The organism is uncultured Streptomyces sp., from assembly GCF_947488945.1.
Classification (GTDB): domain Bacteria; phylum Actinomycetota; class Actinomycetes; order Streptomycetales; family Streptomycetaceae; genus Streptomyces.
Window position 1 is genome coordinate 213,390 of the sequence record NZ_CANLBS010000002.1, and the last position, 18,491, is coordinate 231,880.

Here is an 18,491-nt window from a genome sequence, read left to right on the forward strand (position 1 = left end):
CGCGGAGCCCTCGCACGCTGTCCCACCGTCACACTCCGTCCGTCATCACCTCGTCCGACCCGACGTCCGACCCGACCGCCCGAGCCCACCGTCCGACGCCCGGCACCCCCGGCGCCGGGCGCCCCGCACCAGCGCCCCGTACGACCCCAGGACCGGCGAACCACGTGAGCTTCTCCCCGACCACCCGGCACAGCCCGCCCCGTGAGACACGGCGGCGGGCCGCTCCGGGCGCGTACCGGCTGGTGCGGACCCCGCCCGGTTCCGTCGGCCCCCCTGTCCTGGACGCGGCCCAGCGCGCGGTGGTTGAGCACCCCGGCGGCCCCCTGCTGGTGCTCGCCGGTCCCGGCACGGGCAAGACCACGACCCTCGTCGAGGCGGTCGCCGCACGGGTCGCTGCGGGCACCGACCCCGCCCGCGTCCTGGTTCTCACCTTCAGCCGCAAGGCGGCCGTGGAACTGCGGGACCGGATGGCGGTCCGGCTCGGCGCGGCCAGCGGCCCGCAGGCCACCACCTTCCACTCGTACTGCTACGCCCTGGTCCGCGCCCACCAGGACGCCGACCTGTTCGCCGACCCGCTGCGGCTGCTCTCCGGCCCCGAGCAGGACGTGACGGTCCGCGACCTGCTGGCCGGCCAGCTCGACCTGGAGAAGGAGGGCCTGGCACACGTCCGCTGGCCGGACGAGCTGCGGGCCTGCCTCACCACGCGCGGTTTCGCCGACGAGGTCCGCGCGGTGCTCGCCCGCAGCCGCGAACTGGGCCTCGGCGCGGACGCGCTGGCCGCTTTCGCCCGGCGCACCGGCCGCCCCGACTGGGGCGCCGCCGCCCAGTTCCTCGCCGAGTACCTCGACGTGCTCGACGCGCAGGGCGTCCTCGACTACGCCGAGCTGGTGCACCGCGCGGTGCTGCTGGCGGAGCGCCCGGAGGTCGCGGCGGACCTCGCCGGACGGTACGACGCCGTCTACGTCGACGAGTACCAGGACACCGACCCCGCCCAGGTGCGGCTGTTGCGCGCCCTGGCGGGCAACCACCCGCCCCGGCTCCGCCCCCGCCGCACGGGCCCCGGCGGTCGTGAAGCCACCGGTCCGGACGCGGGCACGGCCACGGGCACCGTCACCGCCACGGGTACGGACACCGCGACGGGTACGGACACGGCGACGGGTACGGGCACGGGGCGGCCGGGCGGGGACGCGGGCGGCGGGCGGACGCTGGTGGCGTTCGGCGACCCCGACCAGTCGATCTACACGTTCCGGGGCGCCGACGTGAACGGCATCCTGGAGTTCCCCGAGACCTTCCCGCGCGCCGACGGCACGCCCGCGCCGGTCGGAGTGCTCACCACCTCCCGGCGCTCCGGCGCCGACCTCCTCGCCGCGACCCGGCTGCTCACCCGCCGGATGCCGCTCACCCGGCTGCCCGCGGACCGGGTCCGCGCCCACCGCGACCCCGTGCCGGTGCGCAAGGGCGGCAAGGTCGAGGTGTACACCTACCCGACCGCCTCCACCGAACTGGACAACATCGCCGACCTGCTGCGCCGCGCCCACCTGGAGGACGGGGTGCCGTGGCAGGAGATGGCGGTGCTGGTACGCGCCGGCGGCCGCTCGCTGCCCGCCGTGCGCCGGGCCCTGACGGCGGCCGGCGTCCCGCTGGAGATCGACGGCGACGACCTCCCGCTGCGCCACGAACCGGCGGTGGCCCCGCTGCTGACCGCCCTGCGCACGATCGCCGAGGCCGTCCCGGACCGCCCGGCCGGCGGCGGCGGCTCCCGCGCGTCCGCCGACGAGGACGCTCCGGCGGACGGGACGGACGGGGCTCGCGGGACGGACGGGACTCGCGGGACGGGCGGTGCTGGTAGGGCCGACGGTACTGACGCGACGGAAGCTGTCGGCGGGGCTGACCGCGCCGGCGCGGCGTCGTCCTTCCGGTTCGACGCCGAGACCGCGCTGACCCTGCTCACCTCGCCGCTGGGCGCCATGGACGCCGCCGACCTGCGCCGCCTCGGCCGCGCGCTGCGCGACGACGAACGCGCCGCGGGCAACCGGGTGCCGCCGCCCTCCGGCGACCTGCTCGCCCGCGCCCTCGCCGAACCCGAACGCCTCGCCACCCACGACCCCTCCTACGCCCGGGGCGCCCAGCGGCTCGGCGCCCTGCTGGCCACCGCCCGCGACCAGCTCGCCGCGGGCGGCACCGCCGAGGAGGCGCTCTGGACCCTGTGGAGCGGCACCCCCTGGCCCACCCGGCTGGAACGCTCCGCGCTGCGCGGCGGCACCACCGGACGCAACGCCGACCGGGACCTCGACGCCGTCTGCGCGCTCTTCGACACCGCAGCCCGCGCCGAGGAACGCACCGGCGGGCGCGGGGCGCTCAACTTCCTGGAGGAGATCGACGCCCAGGACATCGCCGCCGACACCCTCTCCCGCCGGGTCGCGCGCCCCGACGCCGTACGCCTGATGACGGCGCACCGGTCCAAGGGACTGGAATGGCGGCTGGTGGTCGTCTCCGGGGTGCAGGAAGGGCTCTGGCCCGACCTGCGCCGCCGCGGCTCGCTCCTCGAAGCGGACCGCATCGGCCGCGACGGACTCGCCGAGCCCCTCACGCCCGGCGCCCTCCTCGCCGAGGAGCGCCGGCTGTTCTACGTCGCCGCCACCCGGGCCCGCGACCGCCTCGTGGTCACCGCCGTCAAGGCCCCCGCCGACGACGGGGACCAGCCCTCGCGGTTCCTCACCGAGCTGGGCGTCGAGCCCCGCGACGTCACCGGCCGGCCGCGCCGCCCGCTGGCGGTGGCCGCCCTCGTCGCCGAACTGCGGGCCACCACCGTCGACCCGGCGGCCTCCGACGCGCTGCGCGACGCCGCCGCCCGCCGGCTCGCCCGGCTCGCCGCGCTCACCGACGACGAGGACCGCCCCCTCGTCCCGGCCGCCCACCCGCACCGCTGGTGGGGACTGGACGAGCCGACCCGCTCCGAGGTGCCGCTGCGCGACCGCGACCGGCCGGTCGTCCTCTCCGGCAGCGCGCTCGACCAGCTCGCCAACACCTGCGCCCTGCAGTGGTTCCTCGGCCGCGAGGTGAAGGCCGACGCCCCCGCCACCGCCGCCCAGGGGTTCGGCAACGTCGTGCACGTACTCGCCGACGAGGTCGCCTCCGGGCGCACCCCGGCCGATCTCGACGTGCTCATGGCACGCCTCGACTCGGTCTGGGACGGCCTCGTCTTCGACGCGCCGTGGAAGTCCGACCAGGAGAAGAGCCACGCCCGCGCCGCCCTGGAGCGGTTCCTGCGCTGGCACGTCACCGACCGCGGTGGCCGCACCCCGGCCGCCAGCGAGCACGACTTCGACGTGACGCTCGGCGCGGGGCCCTTCGAGGTCCGCGTCCGCGGCTCCATGGACCGGGTCGAGCGCGACGCGCAGGGCCGCGCGTACGTCGTCGACTTCAAGACCGGCAAGGCGGCGCCCACCAAGGACGAGGTCGCCACCCACCCGCAGCTCGCCGTCTACCAGCTCGCGGTCCGGGAAGGCGCGGTCGACGAGGTCTTCGACGGACAGCGCCCCGAACCCGGCGGCGCGGAACTCGTCCAGCTCCGGCAGCCCGCCCCGGTGAAGGAGGGCGGCGACGCCCTGCCGAAGGTGCAGGCCCAGCAGGCGCTGTCGGGGGAGTGGGTCTCCGATCTGCTCGCCACCGCCGCGGGCCGGGTGCTCGACGAGCGCTTCACCCCCAGCACCGGCTCCCACTGCGCCCACTGCGCCTTCCGCGCCTCGTGCAGCGCCCAGCCGGAGGGCGCGCAGATCGTCGAGTGAGCCGGGACACGCGGGCGCACCCCGGCGGGCCGCGCGCCCCCGGTCGCGTACGCCACGTGGGGGGACGCCCCCGCCCGGCGCGGCGGGCGGCCGGACCGGTTTGTCGGTCGGTCCGGTTACCGTTTCTCAGGTGTCCCCGCGCCTGACCGACCCCGAGCAGCTCAAGGAGCTGCTGGGCATCCCCTTCACCCCGGAGCAGACGGCCTGCATCGTCGCGCCGCCCGCCCCGCAGGTCGTCGTGGCCGGGGCCGGGTCCGGCAAGACGACCGTCATGGCGGCCCGCGTGGTGTGGCTGGTCGGCACCGGACAGGTCGCACCCGAGCAGGTGCTCGGCCTCACCTTCACCAACAAGGCGGCCGGCGAACTGTCCGAACGCGTCCGCAAGGCCCTGGTCGCCGCGGGCGTCACCGACCCCGACGTCATCGACCCGGACGATCCGCCGGGCGAGCCCGCCATCTCCACCTACCACGCGTTCGCCGGCAGGCTGCTGACCGACCACGGGCTGCGCATCGGACTGGAGCCCACCACCCGGCTGCTCGCCGACGCCACCCGCTACCAGCTCGCCGCCCGCACCCTGCGCGAGGCCCCCGGCCCCTACCCCGCCCTGACCAGATCCTTCTCCACCCTGGTCAGCGACCTGCTGGCACTCGACGCCGAACTCTCCGAGCACCTCGTCGAGCCCGAGCGGCTCGCCGCGTACGACACCGGCCTGCTGACCACGCTCGCCTCCGTCAAGCTCGGCAACGCCGAACTGCGGAAGATCCCCGAGGCCGCCGAGGGCCGCCGCGAACTGCTCTCCCTCACCACCCGCTACCGCCGGGCCAAGGCAGACCGCGACCTCCTCGACTTCGGTGACCAGATCGCCCGCTCCGCCGAGCTCGCCCTCACCCGGCCGGAGGTCGGCGAGATCCTCCGCGACGAGTTCCGGGTCGTGCTGCTCGACGAGTACCAGGACACCTCCGTCGCCCAGCGACTGCTGCTCTCCGCCCTCTTCGGCCACGGCCCCGCGGGCCCCACCGGCCACGCGGTCACCGCCGTCGGCGACCCCTGCCAGGCGATCTACGGATGGCGCGGCGCGTCCGTCGCCAACCTCGACGACTTCCCGCTCCACTTCCCGCACGCCGACGGCACCCCCGCCGCCCGCCACAGCCTCAGCGAGAACCGCCGCAGCGGTGGCCGCCTCCTGCATCTCGCCAACGGCCTCGCCGAACCGCTGCGCGCCCGCCACGAGGGCGTCGAAGCGCTGCGCCCGGCCCCGGGCGCCGAGCGCGACGGCCTCGTCCGCTGCGCCCTGCTGCCGACCCACGAGGCGGAGATCGACTGGCTGGCCGACTCGCTCGCCCACCTGGTGCGCACCGGTACACACCCCGGCGAGATCGCCGTGCTCTGCCGCACCGCGTCGGACTTCCCCCTGATCCAGGCGGCCCTCGTCGCCCGTGACGTCCCGGTCGAGGTGGTCGGCCTCGCCGGACTGCTGCACCTGCCCGAGGTCGCCGACCTCGTCGCGGTCTGCGAGGTCCTCCAGGACCCCGGCGCCAACGCCTCCCTCGTCCGGCTGCTGACCGGCCCCCGCTGGCGCATCGGTCCTCGCGACCTGGCGCTGCTCGGCCGCCGCGCCCGCCTCCTGGTCCAGCACGCCCCCGGCGACGCCGCGCCGGACCCGGACGTGCGGCTCGCCGAGGCCGTCGAAGGCACCGACCCCGCCGAGGTGATCTCGCTCGCCGACGCCCTGGACACCTTCCTCGACCACGGCGGCGCCCCGGACGACGGACTGCCGTTCTCCCCGGAGGCCCGCGTCCGCTTCGCCCGGCTCGCCACCGAACTGCGCGAACTGCGCCGCTCGCTCGCCGACCCCCTCATGGACGTCCTGCACCGGGTGCTCACCGCCACCGGCCTCGAAGTCGAGCTCTCCGCCTCCCCGCAGGCACTGGCCGCCCGTCGCCGCGAGACGCTGGCCAACTTCCTGGACGTCGCGGCCGGCTTCGCCTCCCTCGACGGCGAGGCCACCCTGCTCGCCTTCCTCGGCTTCCTGCGCACCGCCGCCCAGTACGAGAAGGGGCTCGACAACGCCCTGCCCGGCGGCGAGAACACCGTCAAGGTGCTCACCGCCCACAAGTCCAAGGGCCTGGAGTGGGACGTCGTCGCCGTGCCCGGACTGGTCGCCGGCCAGTTCCCGAGCAGCCGCTCCCGCGACTCCTGGACCGCGCAGCCGCAGGTGCTCCCGCACGCCCTGCGCGGCGACGCCGAGACCCTGCCGGCCGTCCCCTCCTTCGACGCCCGCGGACTGAAGACGTTCAAGGAGGAGATGAAGGAGCACCAGCACACCGAGGAACTGCGCCTCGGCTACGTCACCTTCACCCGCCCCCGCAGCCTGCTGCTCGGCTCCGGCCACTGGTGGGGCCCGTCCCAGAAGAAGACCCGCGGCCCGTCCGAGTTCCTGCACGCGCTGTACGAGCACTGCGCGGCCGGGTACGGCGAGATCGAGGTCTGGGCCGACGAACCGGCGGAGGGCGAGGAGAACCCGGCGCTCGCCGGGAGGGACGCCGACACCGCCTGGCCGCTGCCGCTCGACCCCACCGCGACCGCCCGCCGCCGGGCCGCCCGGGACACCGTCCTCGCCCACCTGGCCGCCCTCGCCGAGTCCGACCGCCACCAGGACGCCCACGCCCCCGACGGCCCGCCCCCCGAACCCGACGCCGGGTACGACGAGCCGTACCCGGAGGAGCCGTACCCGGAGGAGCCGTACCCGGACGACGAGCCGTACGACGACGTCCCGTACCCGGACGACCCGTACCCCGACGGCCCCGACGCGTACGGCACGCAGGACGCGCCACCGGCCGGACCCGCCTCCCCGGGCCCCGCCCCCCTCGACCACGTGCCGGCCGCCCGCACCCGGCCCGCCGGGCCCGCCCTCACCCCGGAGGAGGCCCGCACCCTGGCCTCCTGGGACCGCGACCTCGACGCCCTCACCGGCGAACTGCGCCGCGCCCGCGCCACCGTGCGGGACGTCGTCGTGCCCGCCTCGCTCTCCGCCACCCAGCTGCTCCGTCTCGCCGAGGACCCCGACGCCTTCGCCCGCGAACTGGCCCGGCCCATGCCCCGCCCTCCGCAGGCCGCCGCCCGCCGCGGCACCCGCTTCCACGCCTGGGTGGAGTCCCGCTGGGAGGAACTGCCGCTGCCCCTGCTCGGCCCCGACGAGCTCCCCGGCGGCGACGAGAGCGACGCGGACATCGCCGACGAACGCGACCTGGCCGGACTCAAGGAGGCGTTCGAACGCACCGAGTACGCCCGCCGCACCCCCCACAGCGTCGAGACCCCGTTCCAGATCAGCCTGGCCGGCCGGATCGTCAGGGGCCGGATCGACGCGGTCTACCGCACCGGCGACACGTACGAGATCGTCGACTGGAAGACCAGCAGGCACCGCGCCGCCGACCCGCTCCAGCTCGCCGTGTACCGCCTCGCCTGGGCCGAGCTGCACGGCCTGCCGCTCGACGCGGTCACCGCGACCTTCCTCTACGTGCGCACCGGGGAGACCGTCCGCCCCCGCTCGCTGCCCGGCCGGCCGGAGCTGGAGCGCCTGCTGCTGGACGAGCCCGCTCCACGGGCCCGTTAGGCTCAAAGGTATGAGCGACACCCCGGACAGCGCCGTCCGTACGTACATCGAGCAGCACCGCTCGGCCTTCCTCGACGACCTCGCCGAGTGGCTGCGCATCCCCTCCGTCTCCGCCCAGCCGGAGCACGGGGACGACGTACGGCGCAGTGCGGCATGGCTCGCAACGGCCTTCCGCGACAACGGCTTTCCGGTCGCCGAGGTCTGGGAGACGCCGGGCGCCCCGGCGGTCTTCGCCGAGTGGCCCTCCGACGATCCGCAGGCCCCCACCGTGCTGGTCTACGGCCACCACGACGTACAGCCCGCGGCCCGCGAGGACGGCTGGAATTCGGACCCCTTCGAACCGGTCGTCCGGGACGGCCGGATGTACGCCAGGGGCGCCGCGGACGACAAGGGCCAAGTGTTCTTCCACACACTCGGCGTCCGCGCCCACCTCGCCGCGACCGGCCGCACCAGCCCCGCCGTCCACCTGAAGTACCTCGTCGAGGGCGAGGAGGAATCGGGCTCCCCGCACTTCCGCGCCCTCGTCGAGGAACGGGCCGGCCGCCTCGCCGCGGACGTCGTGATCGTCTCGGACACCGGCATGTGGGACGAGGACACCCCGACCGTCTGCACCGGCATGCGCGGCCTCGCCGAGTGCGAGATCGAACTGCGCGGCCCCGAGCAGGACATCCACTCCGGCTCCTTCGGCGGCGCGGTCCCCAACCCGGCCACCGCCGTCGCCCGCCTGGTCGCCGCGCTCCACGACGAGGACGGCCGCGTCACCGTGCCCGGCTTCTACGACGGGGTGGCGGAACTGACCGAAACCGAACGCACCCTCTTCGCCGCGCTGCCGTTCGACGAGGAGGCCTGGCTGCGCACCGCCAAGTCGGCCGCCGCCTCCGGCGAGGCCGGCTACACCACTCTGGAACGCGTCTGGGCCCGCCCCACCGCCGAGGTCAACGGCATCGGCGGCGGCTACCAGGGCGAGGGCAGCAAGACGGTCATTCCGTCCTCGGCCATGGCGAAGATCAGCTTCCGTCTGGTCGCCGGTCAGGACCCGGACCGCATCGAGAAGATCGTCCGGGAGTGGGCCGAGGACCGCGTCCCGGCCGGGCTCCGGCGGCGCATCACCTTCCTGCCCGCCACCCGGCCGTGCCTGACCCCGCTCGACCACCCCGCCCTGCGGGCCGTGGCCCGCGCGATGGGCCGCGCCTTCGACCGCGAGATCCTCTTCACCCGCGAGGGAGGGTCCGGCCCCGCCGCCGACCTCCAGGACGTGCTCGGCGCGCCGGTCCTCTTCCTCGGCATCTCCGTACCCTCCGACGGCTGGCACGCCCCCGACGAGAAGGTCGAGCTCGACCTCCTGGCCAAAGGCGTCGAGACGACCGCCCACCTGTGGGGCGAACTGGCCGCCGTACTCCGCCCCACCCTCTGAACGCCCGATCGATCCCGGGGGAGTAGGAAGCACTTGTGAGCACCTTCAGCAGCAGCATCACCGAGCGTCCGATCGGCCTCACCGCGCCCAGCGGCATCGACCGCGCCGCGCACCACCGCATGGACGAGGCGTGGCTCGCCGTGGCCTGGAGCCACCCGACCACCCGCGTCTTCGTGGTCTCCGGCGGGCAGGTCCTCGTCGACGACACCGCCGACGGCGGCACCGAGATCGTGATGACCCCGGCCTTCGAGGCCCCCGTCACCGAGACCCACCGCTACTTCCTCGGCACCGACGAGGAGGGCGTCAGCTACTTCGCGCTGCAGAAGGACTCGCTCCCCGGCCGCATGGACCAGCAGGCGCGCCCCGCCGGACTGCGCGAGGCCGGCACGCTGCTCTCCGCCCGCGACGCCGGCCTCATGGCGCACGCCGTGGCGCTGGAGAACTGGCAGCGGCTGCACCGTTTCTGCTCCCGCTGCGGCGAGCGCACCGTCATCGCCGCGGCCGGCCACATCCGCCGCTGCCAGGCATGCGGAGCCGAGCACTACCCGCGCACCGACCCGGCCGTGATCATGCTGGTCACCGACGAGAAGGACCGGGCGCTGCTGGGCCGCCAGGTGCACTGGCCCGAGGGCCGCTTCTCGACCCTCGCCGGGTTCGTGGAGCCGGGCGAGTCCATCGAGCAGTCGGTGGCGCGCGAGGTCTTCGAGGAGGTCGGGATCACGGTCGGCGAGGTCGAGTACGTCGCCAGCCAGCCCTGGCCCTTCCCCTCCAGCCTGATGCTCGGCTTCATGGCCCGCGCCGTCGACTCCGCGATCGAGGTCGACGGCGAGGAGATCGAGGAGGCCCGCTGGTTCTCCCGCGAGGAGCTGACGGCCGCCTTCGAGTCGGGCGAGGTCCTGCCGCCGTTCGGCATCTCCATCGCGGCCCGCCTGGTCGAACTCTGGTACGGCCAGCCGCTCCCCCCGCGCCCCGGCAACTTCTGACCCGCCCGCCCCGCGCAGCCGCCCGCCGCGCCCCGCACGACGAAAAGGGCCCCACCCGGAAGTGGGGCCCTTCGTCGTACCCGATGTGCCGGGCCTCGGCTCAGACGCCGACCTTCTGCTTGACCTGCGCCAGGGACGGGTTCGTCAGCGTCGAACCGTCTGCGAAGAGCACGGTCGGGACCGTCTGGTTCCCGCCGTTCGCCTTCTCGACGAAGGCCGCCGACTCCGGGTCCTGCTCGATGTTGATCTCGGTGTACGCGATGCCCTCGCGGTCCATCTGGCCCTTGAGGCGGCGGCAGTAGCCGCACCACGTGGTGCTGTACATCGTCACGGTGCCCGGCATGTCGCAGGTGCTCCTTCGTCGTAGGTCCGTCGGCGTCCGCTCCCGCCGCCGGTCCCGGCCGGGGCCTGGGAACCGCGGGCCGGGTGACGGTGCCGACGGAGCGGGTGTCGCTGAGGGGGAAACGCTCGGGGTACGCCGCTCATTCCCCCGTACGGCCCGTGGCGCGGCGGCTCCGCCCGGTGGCGCGGCCGGTGTACGGCGGACGGCGAGGTGCGCCGAGGCCGGTGTACGGCGGACGGCGAGGTGGGCCGGAGCCGGTGTGCACCGCGTGGGGCGCGGGAGAGGCCGGGGTCGGCGTGAGGGCGAGTACCGGGGCCGGCCGAGCCGGGAGCGGCCTGATTTCGACGTTCCGCGAGGGCCGTGCCGGGGCCGGCCGCGGGTGTCCGCAGCTGTCCGCGGGGGTGACGAACACACGAATCCACTGCCCCTGTGGACAACCCCTCCGGCGGGCCCCGTCGACCTGGCAGCATGGCAGGGTGACAGCAGCAACGCATTCCACCCTCTTCCCCCAGGTCCCCGAGTCCCCCGACGCCGTCCTGGAGGGGCTCGACCCGGAGCAGCGCGAGGTCGCCCTCGCCCTGCAGGGACCGGTGTGCGTGCTGGCCGGAGCGGGCACGGGCAAGACCCGCGCCCTCACCCACCGCATCGCGTACGGCGTGCGTGCCGGGATCCTCCAGCCGAACACCGTGCTGGCGGTCACCTTCACCAACCGGGCGGCCGGGGAGATGCGGGGACGGCTCAGGCAGCTCGGCGCGACGGGCGTGCAGGCGCGCACCTTCCACTCCGCCGCGCTCCGGCAGCTCCAGTACTTCTGGCCGAAAGCCGTCGGCGGCGAGATGCCCCGGCTGCTGGAGCGCAAGGTGCAACTGGTCGCCGAGGCCGCGGCCCGCTGTCAGGTCCGCCTCGACCGCAACGAGCTGCGCGACGTCACCAGCGAGATCGAGTGGGCCAAGGTCACCCAGACCGTCCCCGCCGACTATCCGGCGGCGGTCGCCAAGACCCGCCGGGACGCCCCGCGCGCCCCGGCCGAGCTGTCCCAGATCTACTCGGCGTACGAACAGCTGAAGCGGGACCGCTCCGTCATCGACTTCGAGGACGTGCTGCTGCTGACCGTGGCCATCCTCCAGGACCGCCGGGACATCGCCGACCATGTGCGGACCCAGTACCAGCACTTCGTCGTCGACGAGTACCAGGACGTCAGCCCCCTCCAGCAGCGGCTGCTGGACCTGTGGGTCGGGGACCGGGACAACCTCTGCGTGGTCGGCGACGCCAGCCAGACGATCTACTCCTTCACCGGCGCCACCCCCGACCACCTGCTGAACTTCCGCACCCGTCATCCGAACGCCACCCTGGTCAAGCTGGTGCGCGACTACCGCTCCACCCCCCAGGTCGTGCACCTCGCCAACGGTCTGCTCAGCCAGGCCGCCGGGCGGGCGGCCGAGCACCGGCTCGAACTCGTCTCGCAGCGCGAGAAGGGCCCCGAGCCGTCCTACACCGAGTACACCGACGAGCCTGCCGAGGCCGAGGGCACCGCCCGCCGCATCCGGGACCTGATCGCCGCCGGTGTGCCGGCCGGTGAGATCGCGGTGCTCTACCGGGTGAACTCCCAGTCCGAGGTGTACGAGCAGGCGCTCGCCGACGCCGGGGTGCCCTACCAGCTCCGCGGCGCCGAGCGGTTCTTCGAGCGGGCCGAGGTGCGCGAGGCGGGGGTGGCCCTGCGCGGCGCCGCCCGCGCCGGGGGCAACGACGCCCTGCTCGACGGCGCGGACAGCCTGCCCTCGCAGGTGCGGGCGGTGCTCTCCACCAAGGGCTGGACCGACCGGCCGCCGGCCGGATCGGGCGCGGTCCGCGACCGCTGGGAGTCGCTGGCCGCCCTGGTGCGGCTGGCCGAGGACTTCGAACGGGCGCAGCCCGGCGCGACCCTCGCCGGGTTGGTGCGGGAGCTGGACGAGCGTGCGGCCGCCCAGCACGCCCCCATGGTCCAGGGCGTCACCCTCGCCTCGCTGCACGCGGCGAAGGGGCTGGAGTGGGACGCCGTGTTCCTGGTGGGGCTGACCGAGGGCATGATGCCGATCGCCTACGCCAAGACCGATGAGCAGGTCGAGGAGGAGAGGCGGCTGCTGTACGTCGGCATCACCCGCGCGCGCTTCCACCTCGGGCTGTCGTGGGCGCTCTCCCGCTCGCCGGGCGGACGGGCGGGGCGTCGCCCGACCCGCTTCCTCAACGGCCTGCGGCCCGGTTCCACCGGACCCGGTTCGCGGGGGGCGGCGGGCGGCGGCGGTGGCATCGACCGGGGCACCGGGAGCGGTGCCGGTGCGCATCCGGACGCCGGACGGAATCTGCGGCGCAAGGCGTGGGGCCCGGTGCGCTGCCGGGTCTGCGGCCGGACGCTGACCGAGGCCGGCGAGATGAAGCTGATGCGGTGCGAGGACTGCCCCTCGGACATGGACGAGGCGCTCTACGGCCGGCTGCGCGACTGGCGTGCCGCCCGTGCCGCCGAGCTGAGTCAGCCGGCCTACTGCGTCTTCACCGACAAGACGCTGATGGCCATCGCGGAGGCGATGCCGGGAGACGAGGGCGAACTCGTCACGATCCCGGGCGTCGGGAACCGGAAACTGCAGCGGTTCGGCACCGAGGTTCTGGCCATCTGCGCCGGTGAGGAGGGGGACGGGGAGACCGGGGAGGAGGTCTGAGAAGGTCCCGCGAAACTCGTCCCAAAAATAGTTTGCGCCCGCGCCAGTCATCACCATAGGTTCTTAACCACGGACACAGCGGCTTCATCGAAACCCCGTTTCCGTGCTGTACTGAGCTGTACCCAACCGTATACGCAGGACCGGTTCCGGCCGTTCCGCCCGAGACGCCGAGAGGAGGCGATTCCAGTGATCAGCATCAACACCAACAAAGTGACCGATCCCTCGGTCGTCTCCGCATGCTCTCTCGGCCTTCTCGGCTCCTCGGAATCCGTCCTGCTCGGCACCGGTCTGTCCGGCGTCTCCGCCGTTCGTCCGATGCCGTTCGCCGGGCTCCCCGTGGTGCGGGAGCGCAATGAGCGACCGATTCAGGCACCGGCGGCAGCAGTAGCGATGGCGGCTCAGGCCTATGCCTTCGCGGCAGCCGGTGCGGGAATCGGAGCCGAGAAGCAGACGACGCAGCACCACACGATGTGGGCCTTCCGTGGGCCTGAACCCTGGAGCGATCCAGCCTGACGCACCATCAGGCCGGCGCCTTCAGGGCCGCGGAACCCCACTCGGGATCCGCGGCCCTTTTGTTTTGTCCGAACGGACACGACATCCGGAAGGGGCCTCGGGACGAGCAGTACCTGGTACCAGCCGACAACGGCCGACAGGCCGCACGAAACAGACGAGGACACCACCCACCGTGCAACTCGACACGCACGCCCCGTCCGTCCCGCCTTCCGACACGATCGCCCTGCCCGGTTCCACGGAGGACCCCACCTTGACCCCGCTCACCACCCTCACCGCCCTCGACGACGCCATCGAGAACCTCGGCGTACCCGTCCCCTGCCGTTCCTACGACCCGGAGGTCTTCTTCGCCGAGTCGCCGGCCGATGTCGAGTACGCCAAGTCCCTCTGCCGCACCTGCCCGCTCGTGGAGGCCTGCCTCGCCGGCGCCAAGGAGCGGCGCGAGCCGTGGGGCGTCTGGGGTGGCGAGCTCTTCGTGCAGGGCGTCGTCGTCGCCCGGAAGCGGCCGCGTGGCCGCCCGCGCAAGAACCCCGTCGCCGCGTGAACGCCGGCCTCGGGGTCAAGGCCCCGACACGAGCCAAGCGCCTCGGATCCATCGATCGCCCCCACACCCATGACCCCCGAAATCAGGCAGCCATGACCACCCCCACGAAGGAGCCCGCCGGCTCCGTCATCACATCCGACTTCAGCTGCACCACCGGCGCGAACGACTCGCGTCAGAACAGGAACCGCGAGATGCAACTCATCCCAGAAGCCATGGCGCGTGCGCATATGGACGACCGCCTCAGGGTCGCCGAGACGGAACGCCGGGCCGCGCGCCTGGTCTCCGCCCGGCGCATGCAGCGCAAGGCGGAGCGCGTGTCACTGCGCGCCCGCCGCGCGCTGGCCATGGCGGTCATGCAGTAACGAGCGCGTGGCCCGCCCCCGTGGCGGGCCGGCGGTCCGCACCCCGGACCGCACGTCCGTGAGACTCCGCGGGACCGGCCGACCAGGCCGGTCCCGCATGCGTTGTGCCGTGCCGTGCGCCGGGGCCGGGGTTATCGTCACGAGGTGGACGAGGAACGGCATCACCTCACGACGCCCGCCCCTGAGCCGCCCGTTGTCTGCGGGCACTGCGGCACCCCCGCGCCCGGCCAGGACCCGCCCCCGACATGGCTGTACGCCAAGGAGGACGGGGCCTCCCAGTACTTCTGCGAGGACTGCTCCCGCATGCACATCAGGGCGATCGAGAGCCGTCTCGACTCCGTCTGGTGGTGACGCCGACGGGTGCCGGCGGTGACGGCGGCGGGATGCCGCCCCCGGAGGACCCGTGCCGCAGTCCCCCGCCCCGAGAAGCCGCGCCGGAGTCGCGCCTCCGGGCGAGCCGCGCGCAGGCCTCCCGCGGACGCCCTCGGTTCGGCCCGGCATGCCGCCGCCCCGGCCGGTTCGGCTGCCCCACGCCCGAGTTCCGCCGAGGGTCAGTCGTGGGCGGGCTTCGCCACCGCGAGGGCGTCCTGCTCCGTCCCCTGCTTCTCGGCGCTCCCCTCCGCTTCGGTTTCCGCCCCGCTCCCGTCGTTCTCGCCACCGGCTTCGTTCTCGTCGCCGGTCTCGTCCCCGTCACCGGTTCCGTCCACGACGTCGGCCCGGTCCGTGACGCCGGCATCGTCGCCGTCCCCGTCCCCCGCCTCGGTCTCATCCGCGAAGCCGGGGAGCCAGGACTCCAGCTCGTCCCGGAGCCGCACGGTCGCACCCAGTTGGCACAGGACTCCGATGGTGCTCAGCGTCACCCGGTGGATCAGTACGTACGACGGAGGCAGGTTCAGTCGGCGGCCCAACTGGTGGGCGGGGGAGCGGGGATCGGCGATCCGCGCCGCCTGCGTCCGCAACCAGCCCCGGGTGAAGGTGAATTCCTCCACGGCGGCGGGCTCGATGATCGGCAGCAGGTAGTCCCGCACCTCCTCCGGGTCGAGGTCGATCGTCTCCTTGACGAACCCCTCTTCCCGCAGCTTCGCGTAGACCGCCTCGGCGTCGCCCCGGAGGGTCAGCCGGAGGGCGTCCCCGATGAGGTCCGGCAGCCCGCCCGGCAGCCGGTCCACGGTGCCGAAGTCCAGTACGCCGAGCCGCCACCGCGTGGGGTCGGCGGTCTCGGCCGCCCCCGTCTCCCCGTCGTCGGTGCTGTCCTGCGCACCGCCGGCGTCGCTCTCGGCGACCGGCACCAGGCGGAAGTTGCCCGGATGGGGGTCGGCGTGCAGCAGACCGGTGCGGGCGGGTCCGGAGAAGAGGAAGCGGGCCAGCAACTGTCCCGCGCGATCCCGCTCTTCCGGGGTGCCGTTCGAGATGATCTCCGAGAGGGGGATGCCGCCGATCCACTCCGTCACCAGGATCTGGTCGGCCTGGTGCACCACCGCCGGGATGAGGACTTCCGGGTCGTCGGCGAACTCCTCCGCGTGTGCGGTCTGGGAGCGCGCCTCCAGTGCGTAGTCCAGCTCCTCGGTGACCCGGTCGCGCAGTTCCTGGATCAGCGGCTTGATGTCCATGCCGGGGATCAGCGGACCGAGCAGCTTGGCGAACCGGCCGAGCTGGGTGAGGTCGGAGAGCAGGGCCTCGCCCGCGCCCGGGTACTGGATCTTGACGGCGACGTCCCGGCCGTCGTGCCAGACCGCCCGGTGGACCTGGCCGATGGACGCGGCTGCCGCCGGGGCGTCCTCGAACTCGAGGAAGAGGTCGCGCCACTGTTCGCCGAGCCGATCCGCGAGCACCGCGTGCACCGAGTGCGTGGGCATCGGCGGTGCGGCCTCCTGGAGTTTGGTGAGGGCCGCCCGGTAGGGGCCCGCCACCTCTTCGGGGAGGGCCGACTCGAAGACGGAGAGCGCCTGGCCCACCTTCATCGCACCGCCCTTCAGCTCGCCGAGCGTCTTGAAGAGCTGCTCGGCGGTGCGCTGCTGTACCTCGCGGGCCACCAGCTCCGCGGACCGGCCGCCGATCCGCTTGCCCAGGCCCCAGGTGGCCCGGCCGGCGAAGCCGAGTGGGAGAGCGGCCAGCTTGGCGGTGCGGGTGACCGCTTTCCGGGGAAGATCAGACATGTGCCCCTCCAGTTCCCAGACTGCCGTACCGGGTGAATCCTTCGATCACTCCGTCGACGGCGGTCACCCGGCCATTGTGTCCTGCGGGACCGCCACTTCCGAGAGAGGCTCCGTCCGAGCGGGTCCGTGCGCCCCGCACGGGCAGTCGGGATGCGGCGCGATCCGTTCGCTCCGCCAGTCCAGCAGGGGCAGCGCCGCCTCCCAGCGGGTGCCCGTGCTGGCGGGCAGCTCGCCGTCCAGGAAGGCCAGGGCGTGGGACGCCGCCAGTCCGGCCACCGCGGTGGCGAGGCTGAGATCGCAGGCCGGGACCGGGTCCCGTCGGCGGGACGAGCGCCACTGGGCGGTCATCCGGGGCCACTGGGGATCCTGGTCCGCGCGGCCCAGCGCGAGGCAGCGGGCGCATCCGGTGCCGCCCGGCAGGACGAGCGGGCCGACCACACCGGTGGCCTCGATCACCCCGGCGTAGAGGTGGGGGACGCCGCCGGTGAGCCACGGGGCGGCCGCGTCCGGGTCGGGGGCGTAGACGTCGAGTCCCTCGCGCGGGGCGAGCACCACCAGGGAGAGGCCGGGCGCGTGGCCGTCCGCACCGTCGGGGCCGTCGGGGAGCCGGGCGGCGCCGTCCGCGGCGGACCTGCGGACGAGCTGGCGGGCGGCGGTGTCGCGCCGCTCGCCCACCGCCGAGGCGGGCAGCCCGCCGGGGGCGACGTCCCACGGCTCGGTCCGCCCGCCGTCCAGGACGTCCACGCGCCCCACCCCCGACGCGGAGAGCAGCGCCGCGACCGAGGCCCCCACCCGTCCCGCACCCCGCACCCGCACGCGCATGGCGCGGCGGGCGGCCAGCCGTCGGACGCCGTCCCCCGGGCCCGGATGCACGACGGAGAGCGAGGCGGCGTCGGAACGCTGGCGCTCCAGCGCGTCGGCCCGCCGCCGCAGCGCGTCCGCCTCCGGTCCGCCGGCCCGCGGGTCGTCGAGCAGCCCCGCCCTGGTCAAGCGGTCCAGCAGAGTGTTCACGTGACGGTCCGACAGGTCGAGGGCACGGGCTTCCTCGCGGAGGAGAGGAAGGCCGCGAGTTCCGTCGAGGAGTTCGAGAAAACTTCCCGTCGCGATATCGAGCGGCCCCACTTTCACCGCGTGGGCGGGTGTGACTCCGAATTGCACGGTGTTCCGGCCCCGCCAGGCGCGGCGCAGTGCGGGCTTCAGCATCGGATGCATGGTCTCTCCCCCGGTCGTGTCGTGAACTCGGGCCGGAGGCTCCGGTCCGAGCGCGAGATCCGTTCACAGAATGCCGGGAGGCGGAGAGGCGTGCGGAAAGTTATCCACAGGAGTGGGGTATTAGTCGTTCAAATGGTGCAGGAGGAAGAAGGGAAGTGCACCGAACCGCAGCGGAGGCGGGACTTCCCCCACTGACAGCGGGTAACGTCGGAGCGTGCCCGCCGACCCGTCACCCGGCATCGCCGGGGAGACCTCCGTGCGCCGTGCCGGTAGCTCTCAGCCCGCCACGGCTGCCCTCGCCCGCCCCCGCGGCGCCGTCGCGGGCGCCGTCGAGGTCCGCCGCAGTGCGCGGCGCAGGAGGACGGTGTCCGCCTACCGCGAGGGGGACCGGACGATCGTGCTGATCCCGGCCCGCATGTCGGAGGCCGAGGAGCAGCGCTGGGTCGGCGTGATGCTCGACAAGCTGGCGGCGCAGGAGAGCAAGCGGGTCCTCGGGGACTCCGAGCTGACCGAGCGTGCCGACCGGCTCTCGGTCCAGTACTTCGACGGGCGGGCGCGGCCCGCGTCGGTGCGGTGGGTGACCAACCAGAACACCCGCTGGGGTTCGTGCACCCCCGCGGAGGGCAGCATCAGGCTGTCGCACCGCCTGCAGGGCATGCCGGAGTACGTCGTGGACTACGTCCTCCTGCACGAACTGGCGCATCTGCTCGTGCCAGGCCACGGCCCCGGGTTCTGGCGGCTGCTGGAGGCCTATCCGCGGACCGAGCGTGCGCGGGGGTATCTGGAGGGTGTGGTGGCCGCCGACCAGCTCCCGCACCTGCCCGCCGCCCGCGAGGAGTGACGTACGGTCACTTTGTACCGGGTCTGTACCGG

Annotated in this window: 13 protein-coding genes; 10 read left to right on the top strand and 3 right to left on the bottom strand. The window is 74.2% G+C overall.

The window, feature by feature from the left end:
- The first annotated feature begins 164 nt into the window (after positions 1–164).
- From Q0994_RS03100 to nudC, 4 genes are all read left to right on the top strand, one after another.
- Positions 165–3,788 carry an ATP-dependent DNA helicase gene (locus Q0994_RS03100; RefSeq protein ID WP_299528523.1) on the top strand — a complete coding sequence of 1,208 codons (3,624 nt, stop codon included), beginning with the start codon at positions 165–167 and terminating at the stop codon, positions 3,786–3,788.
- A gap of 130 nt (positions 3,789–3,918) precedes the next feature.
- Complete coding sequence (locus Q0994_RS03105; protein ID WP_299528526.1) at positions 3,919–7,401, top strand: ATP-dependent DNA helicase; 3,483 nt, start codon at positions 3,919–3,921, stop codon at positions 7,399–7,401.
- A gap of 10 nt (positions 7,402–7,411) precedes the next feature.
- Positions 7,412–8,815, top strand: coding sequence for a dipeptidase (locus Q0994_RS03110; protein WP_299528529.1), 1,404 nt, complete (start codon positions 7,412–7,414; stop codon positions 8,813–8,815).
- 35 nt (positions 8,816–8,850) lie between these two features.
- Positions 8,851–9,798, top strand: a complete 948-nt coding sequence (nudC, locus tag Q0994_RS03115) for an NAD(+) diphosphatase (RefSeq protein ID WP_299528532.1) — start codon at positions 8,851–8,853, stop codon at positions 9,796–9,798.
- Positions 9,799–9,898: 100 nt separating this feature from the next.
- Here the strand turns inward: nudC and Q0994_RS03120 are convergent, their stop codons facing one another.
- The gene (locus tag Q0994_RS03120) at positions 9,899–10,141 is read right to left on the bottom strand and encodes a mycoredoxin (protein ID WP_299528535.1); all 243 of its coding nucleotides are present in this window, start codon (positions 10,139–10,141) and stop codon (positions 9,899–9,901) included.
- 476 nt (positions 10,142–10,617) lie between these two features.
- Here Q0994_RS03120 and Q0994_RS03125 point away from each other — a divergent pair, with 476 nt between their 5' ends.
- The 5 genes from Q0994_RS03125 (at position 10,618) to Q0994_RS03145 (ending at position 14,601) form a co-directional block, all read left to right on the top strand.
- The gene (locus Q0994_RS03125; RefSeq protein ID WP_299528538.1) at positions 10,618–12,834 is read left to right on the top strand and encodes an ATP-dependent DNA helicase UvrD2; all 2,217 of its coding nucleotides are present in this window, start codon (positions 10,618–10,620) and stop codon (positions 12,832–12,834) included.
- A gap of 186 nt (positions 12,835–13,020) precedes the next feature.
- Positions 13,021–13,347 (top strand): hypothetical protein, encoded by a 327-nt coding sequence (locus tag Q0994_RS03130; RefSeq protein ID WP_299528541.1) that lies wholly within the window; start codon positions 13,021–13,023, stop codon positions 13,345–13,347.
- Between the two features lie 172 nt (positions 13,348–13,519).
- Positions 13,520–13,888, top strand: a complete 369-nt coding sequence (locus tag Q0994_RS03135) for a WhiB family transcriptional regulator (protein WP_299528544.1) — start codon at positions 13,520–13,522, stop codon at positions 13,886–13,888.
- Positions 13,889–13,980: 92 nt separating this feature from the next.
- A complete protein-coding gene (locus Q0994_RS03140; protein WP_299528547.1) occupies positions 13,981–14,250 on the top strand; it encodes a hypothetical protein in 270 nt (89 codons plus the stop codon).
- 144 nt (positions 14,251–14,394) lie between these two features.
- Positions 14,395–14,601 carry a hypothetical protein gene (locus Q0994_RS03145; RefSeq protein WP_299528550.1) on the top strand — a complete coding sequence of 69 codons (207 nt, stop codon included), beginning with the start codon at positions 14,395–14,397 and terminating at the stop codon, positions 14,599–14,601.
- Between the two features lie 200 nt (positions 14,602–14,801).
- Here Q0994_RS03145 and Q0994_RS03150 read toward each other — a convergent pair whose 3' ends face one another.
- The gene (locus Q0994_RS03150) at positions 14,802–16,406 is read right to left on the bottom strand and encodes an AarF/ABC1/UbiB kinase family protein (RefSeq protein WP_299528553.1); all 1,605 of its coding nucleotides are present in this window, start codon (positions 16,404–16,406) and stop codon (positions 14,802–14,804) included.
- Between the two features lie 63 nt (positions 16,407–16,469).
- Positions 16,470–17,618, bottom strand: a complete 1,149-nt coding sequence (locus tag Q0994_RS03155) for a TOMM precursor leader peptide-binding protein (RefSeq protein WP_299528556.1) — start codon at positions 17,616–17,618, stop codon at positions 16,470–16,472.
- A 214-nt stretch (positions 17,619–17,832) separates the two neighbouring features.
- On the opposite strand from Q0994_RS03155, the gene Q0994_RS03160 reads away from it, so the two are divergent.
- Entirely contained in the window at positions 17,833–18,459 is a 627-nt protein-coding gene (locus Q0994_RS03160) for a M48 family metallopeptidase (RefSeq protein WP_299528559.1), read from the top strand.
- The last annotated feature ends 32 nt before the right edge of the window (positions 18,460–18,491 follow it).

Bases quoted from the DNA above. Each gene is read 5' to 3' on its own strand.
- Q0994_RS03110 (WP_299528529.1), top strand. From the start codon at position 7,412: ATGAGCGACACCCCGGACAGCGCCGTCCGTACGTACATCGAGCAGCAC.
- Q0994_RS03155 (WP_299528556.1), bottom strand. From the start codon at position 17,618: ATGCATCCGATGCTGAAGCCCGCACTGCGCCGCGCCTGGCGGGGCCGG.
- Q0994_RS03120 (WP_299528535.1), bottom strand. From the start codon at position 10,141: ATGCCGGGCACCGTGACGATGTACAGCACCACGTGGTGCGGCTACTGC.
- Q0994_RS03140 (WP_299528547.1), top strand. From the start codon at position 13,981: ATGACCACCCCCACGAAGGAGCCCGCCGGCTCCGTCATCACATCCGAC.
- Q0994_RS03150 (WP_299528553.1), bottom strand. From the start codon at position 16,406: ATGTCTGATCTTCCCCGGAAAGCGGTCACCCGCACCGCCAAGCTGGCC.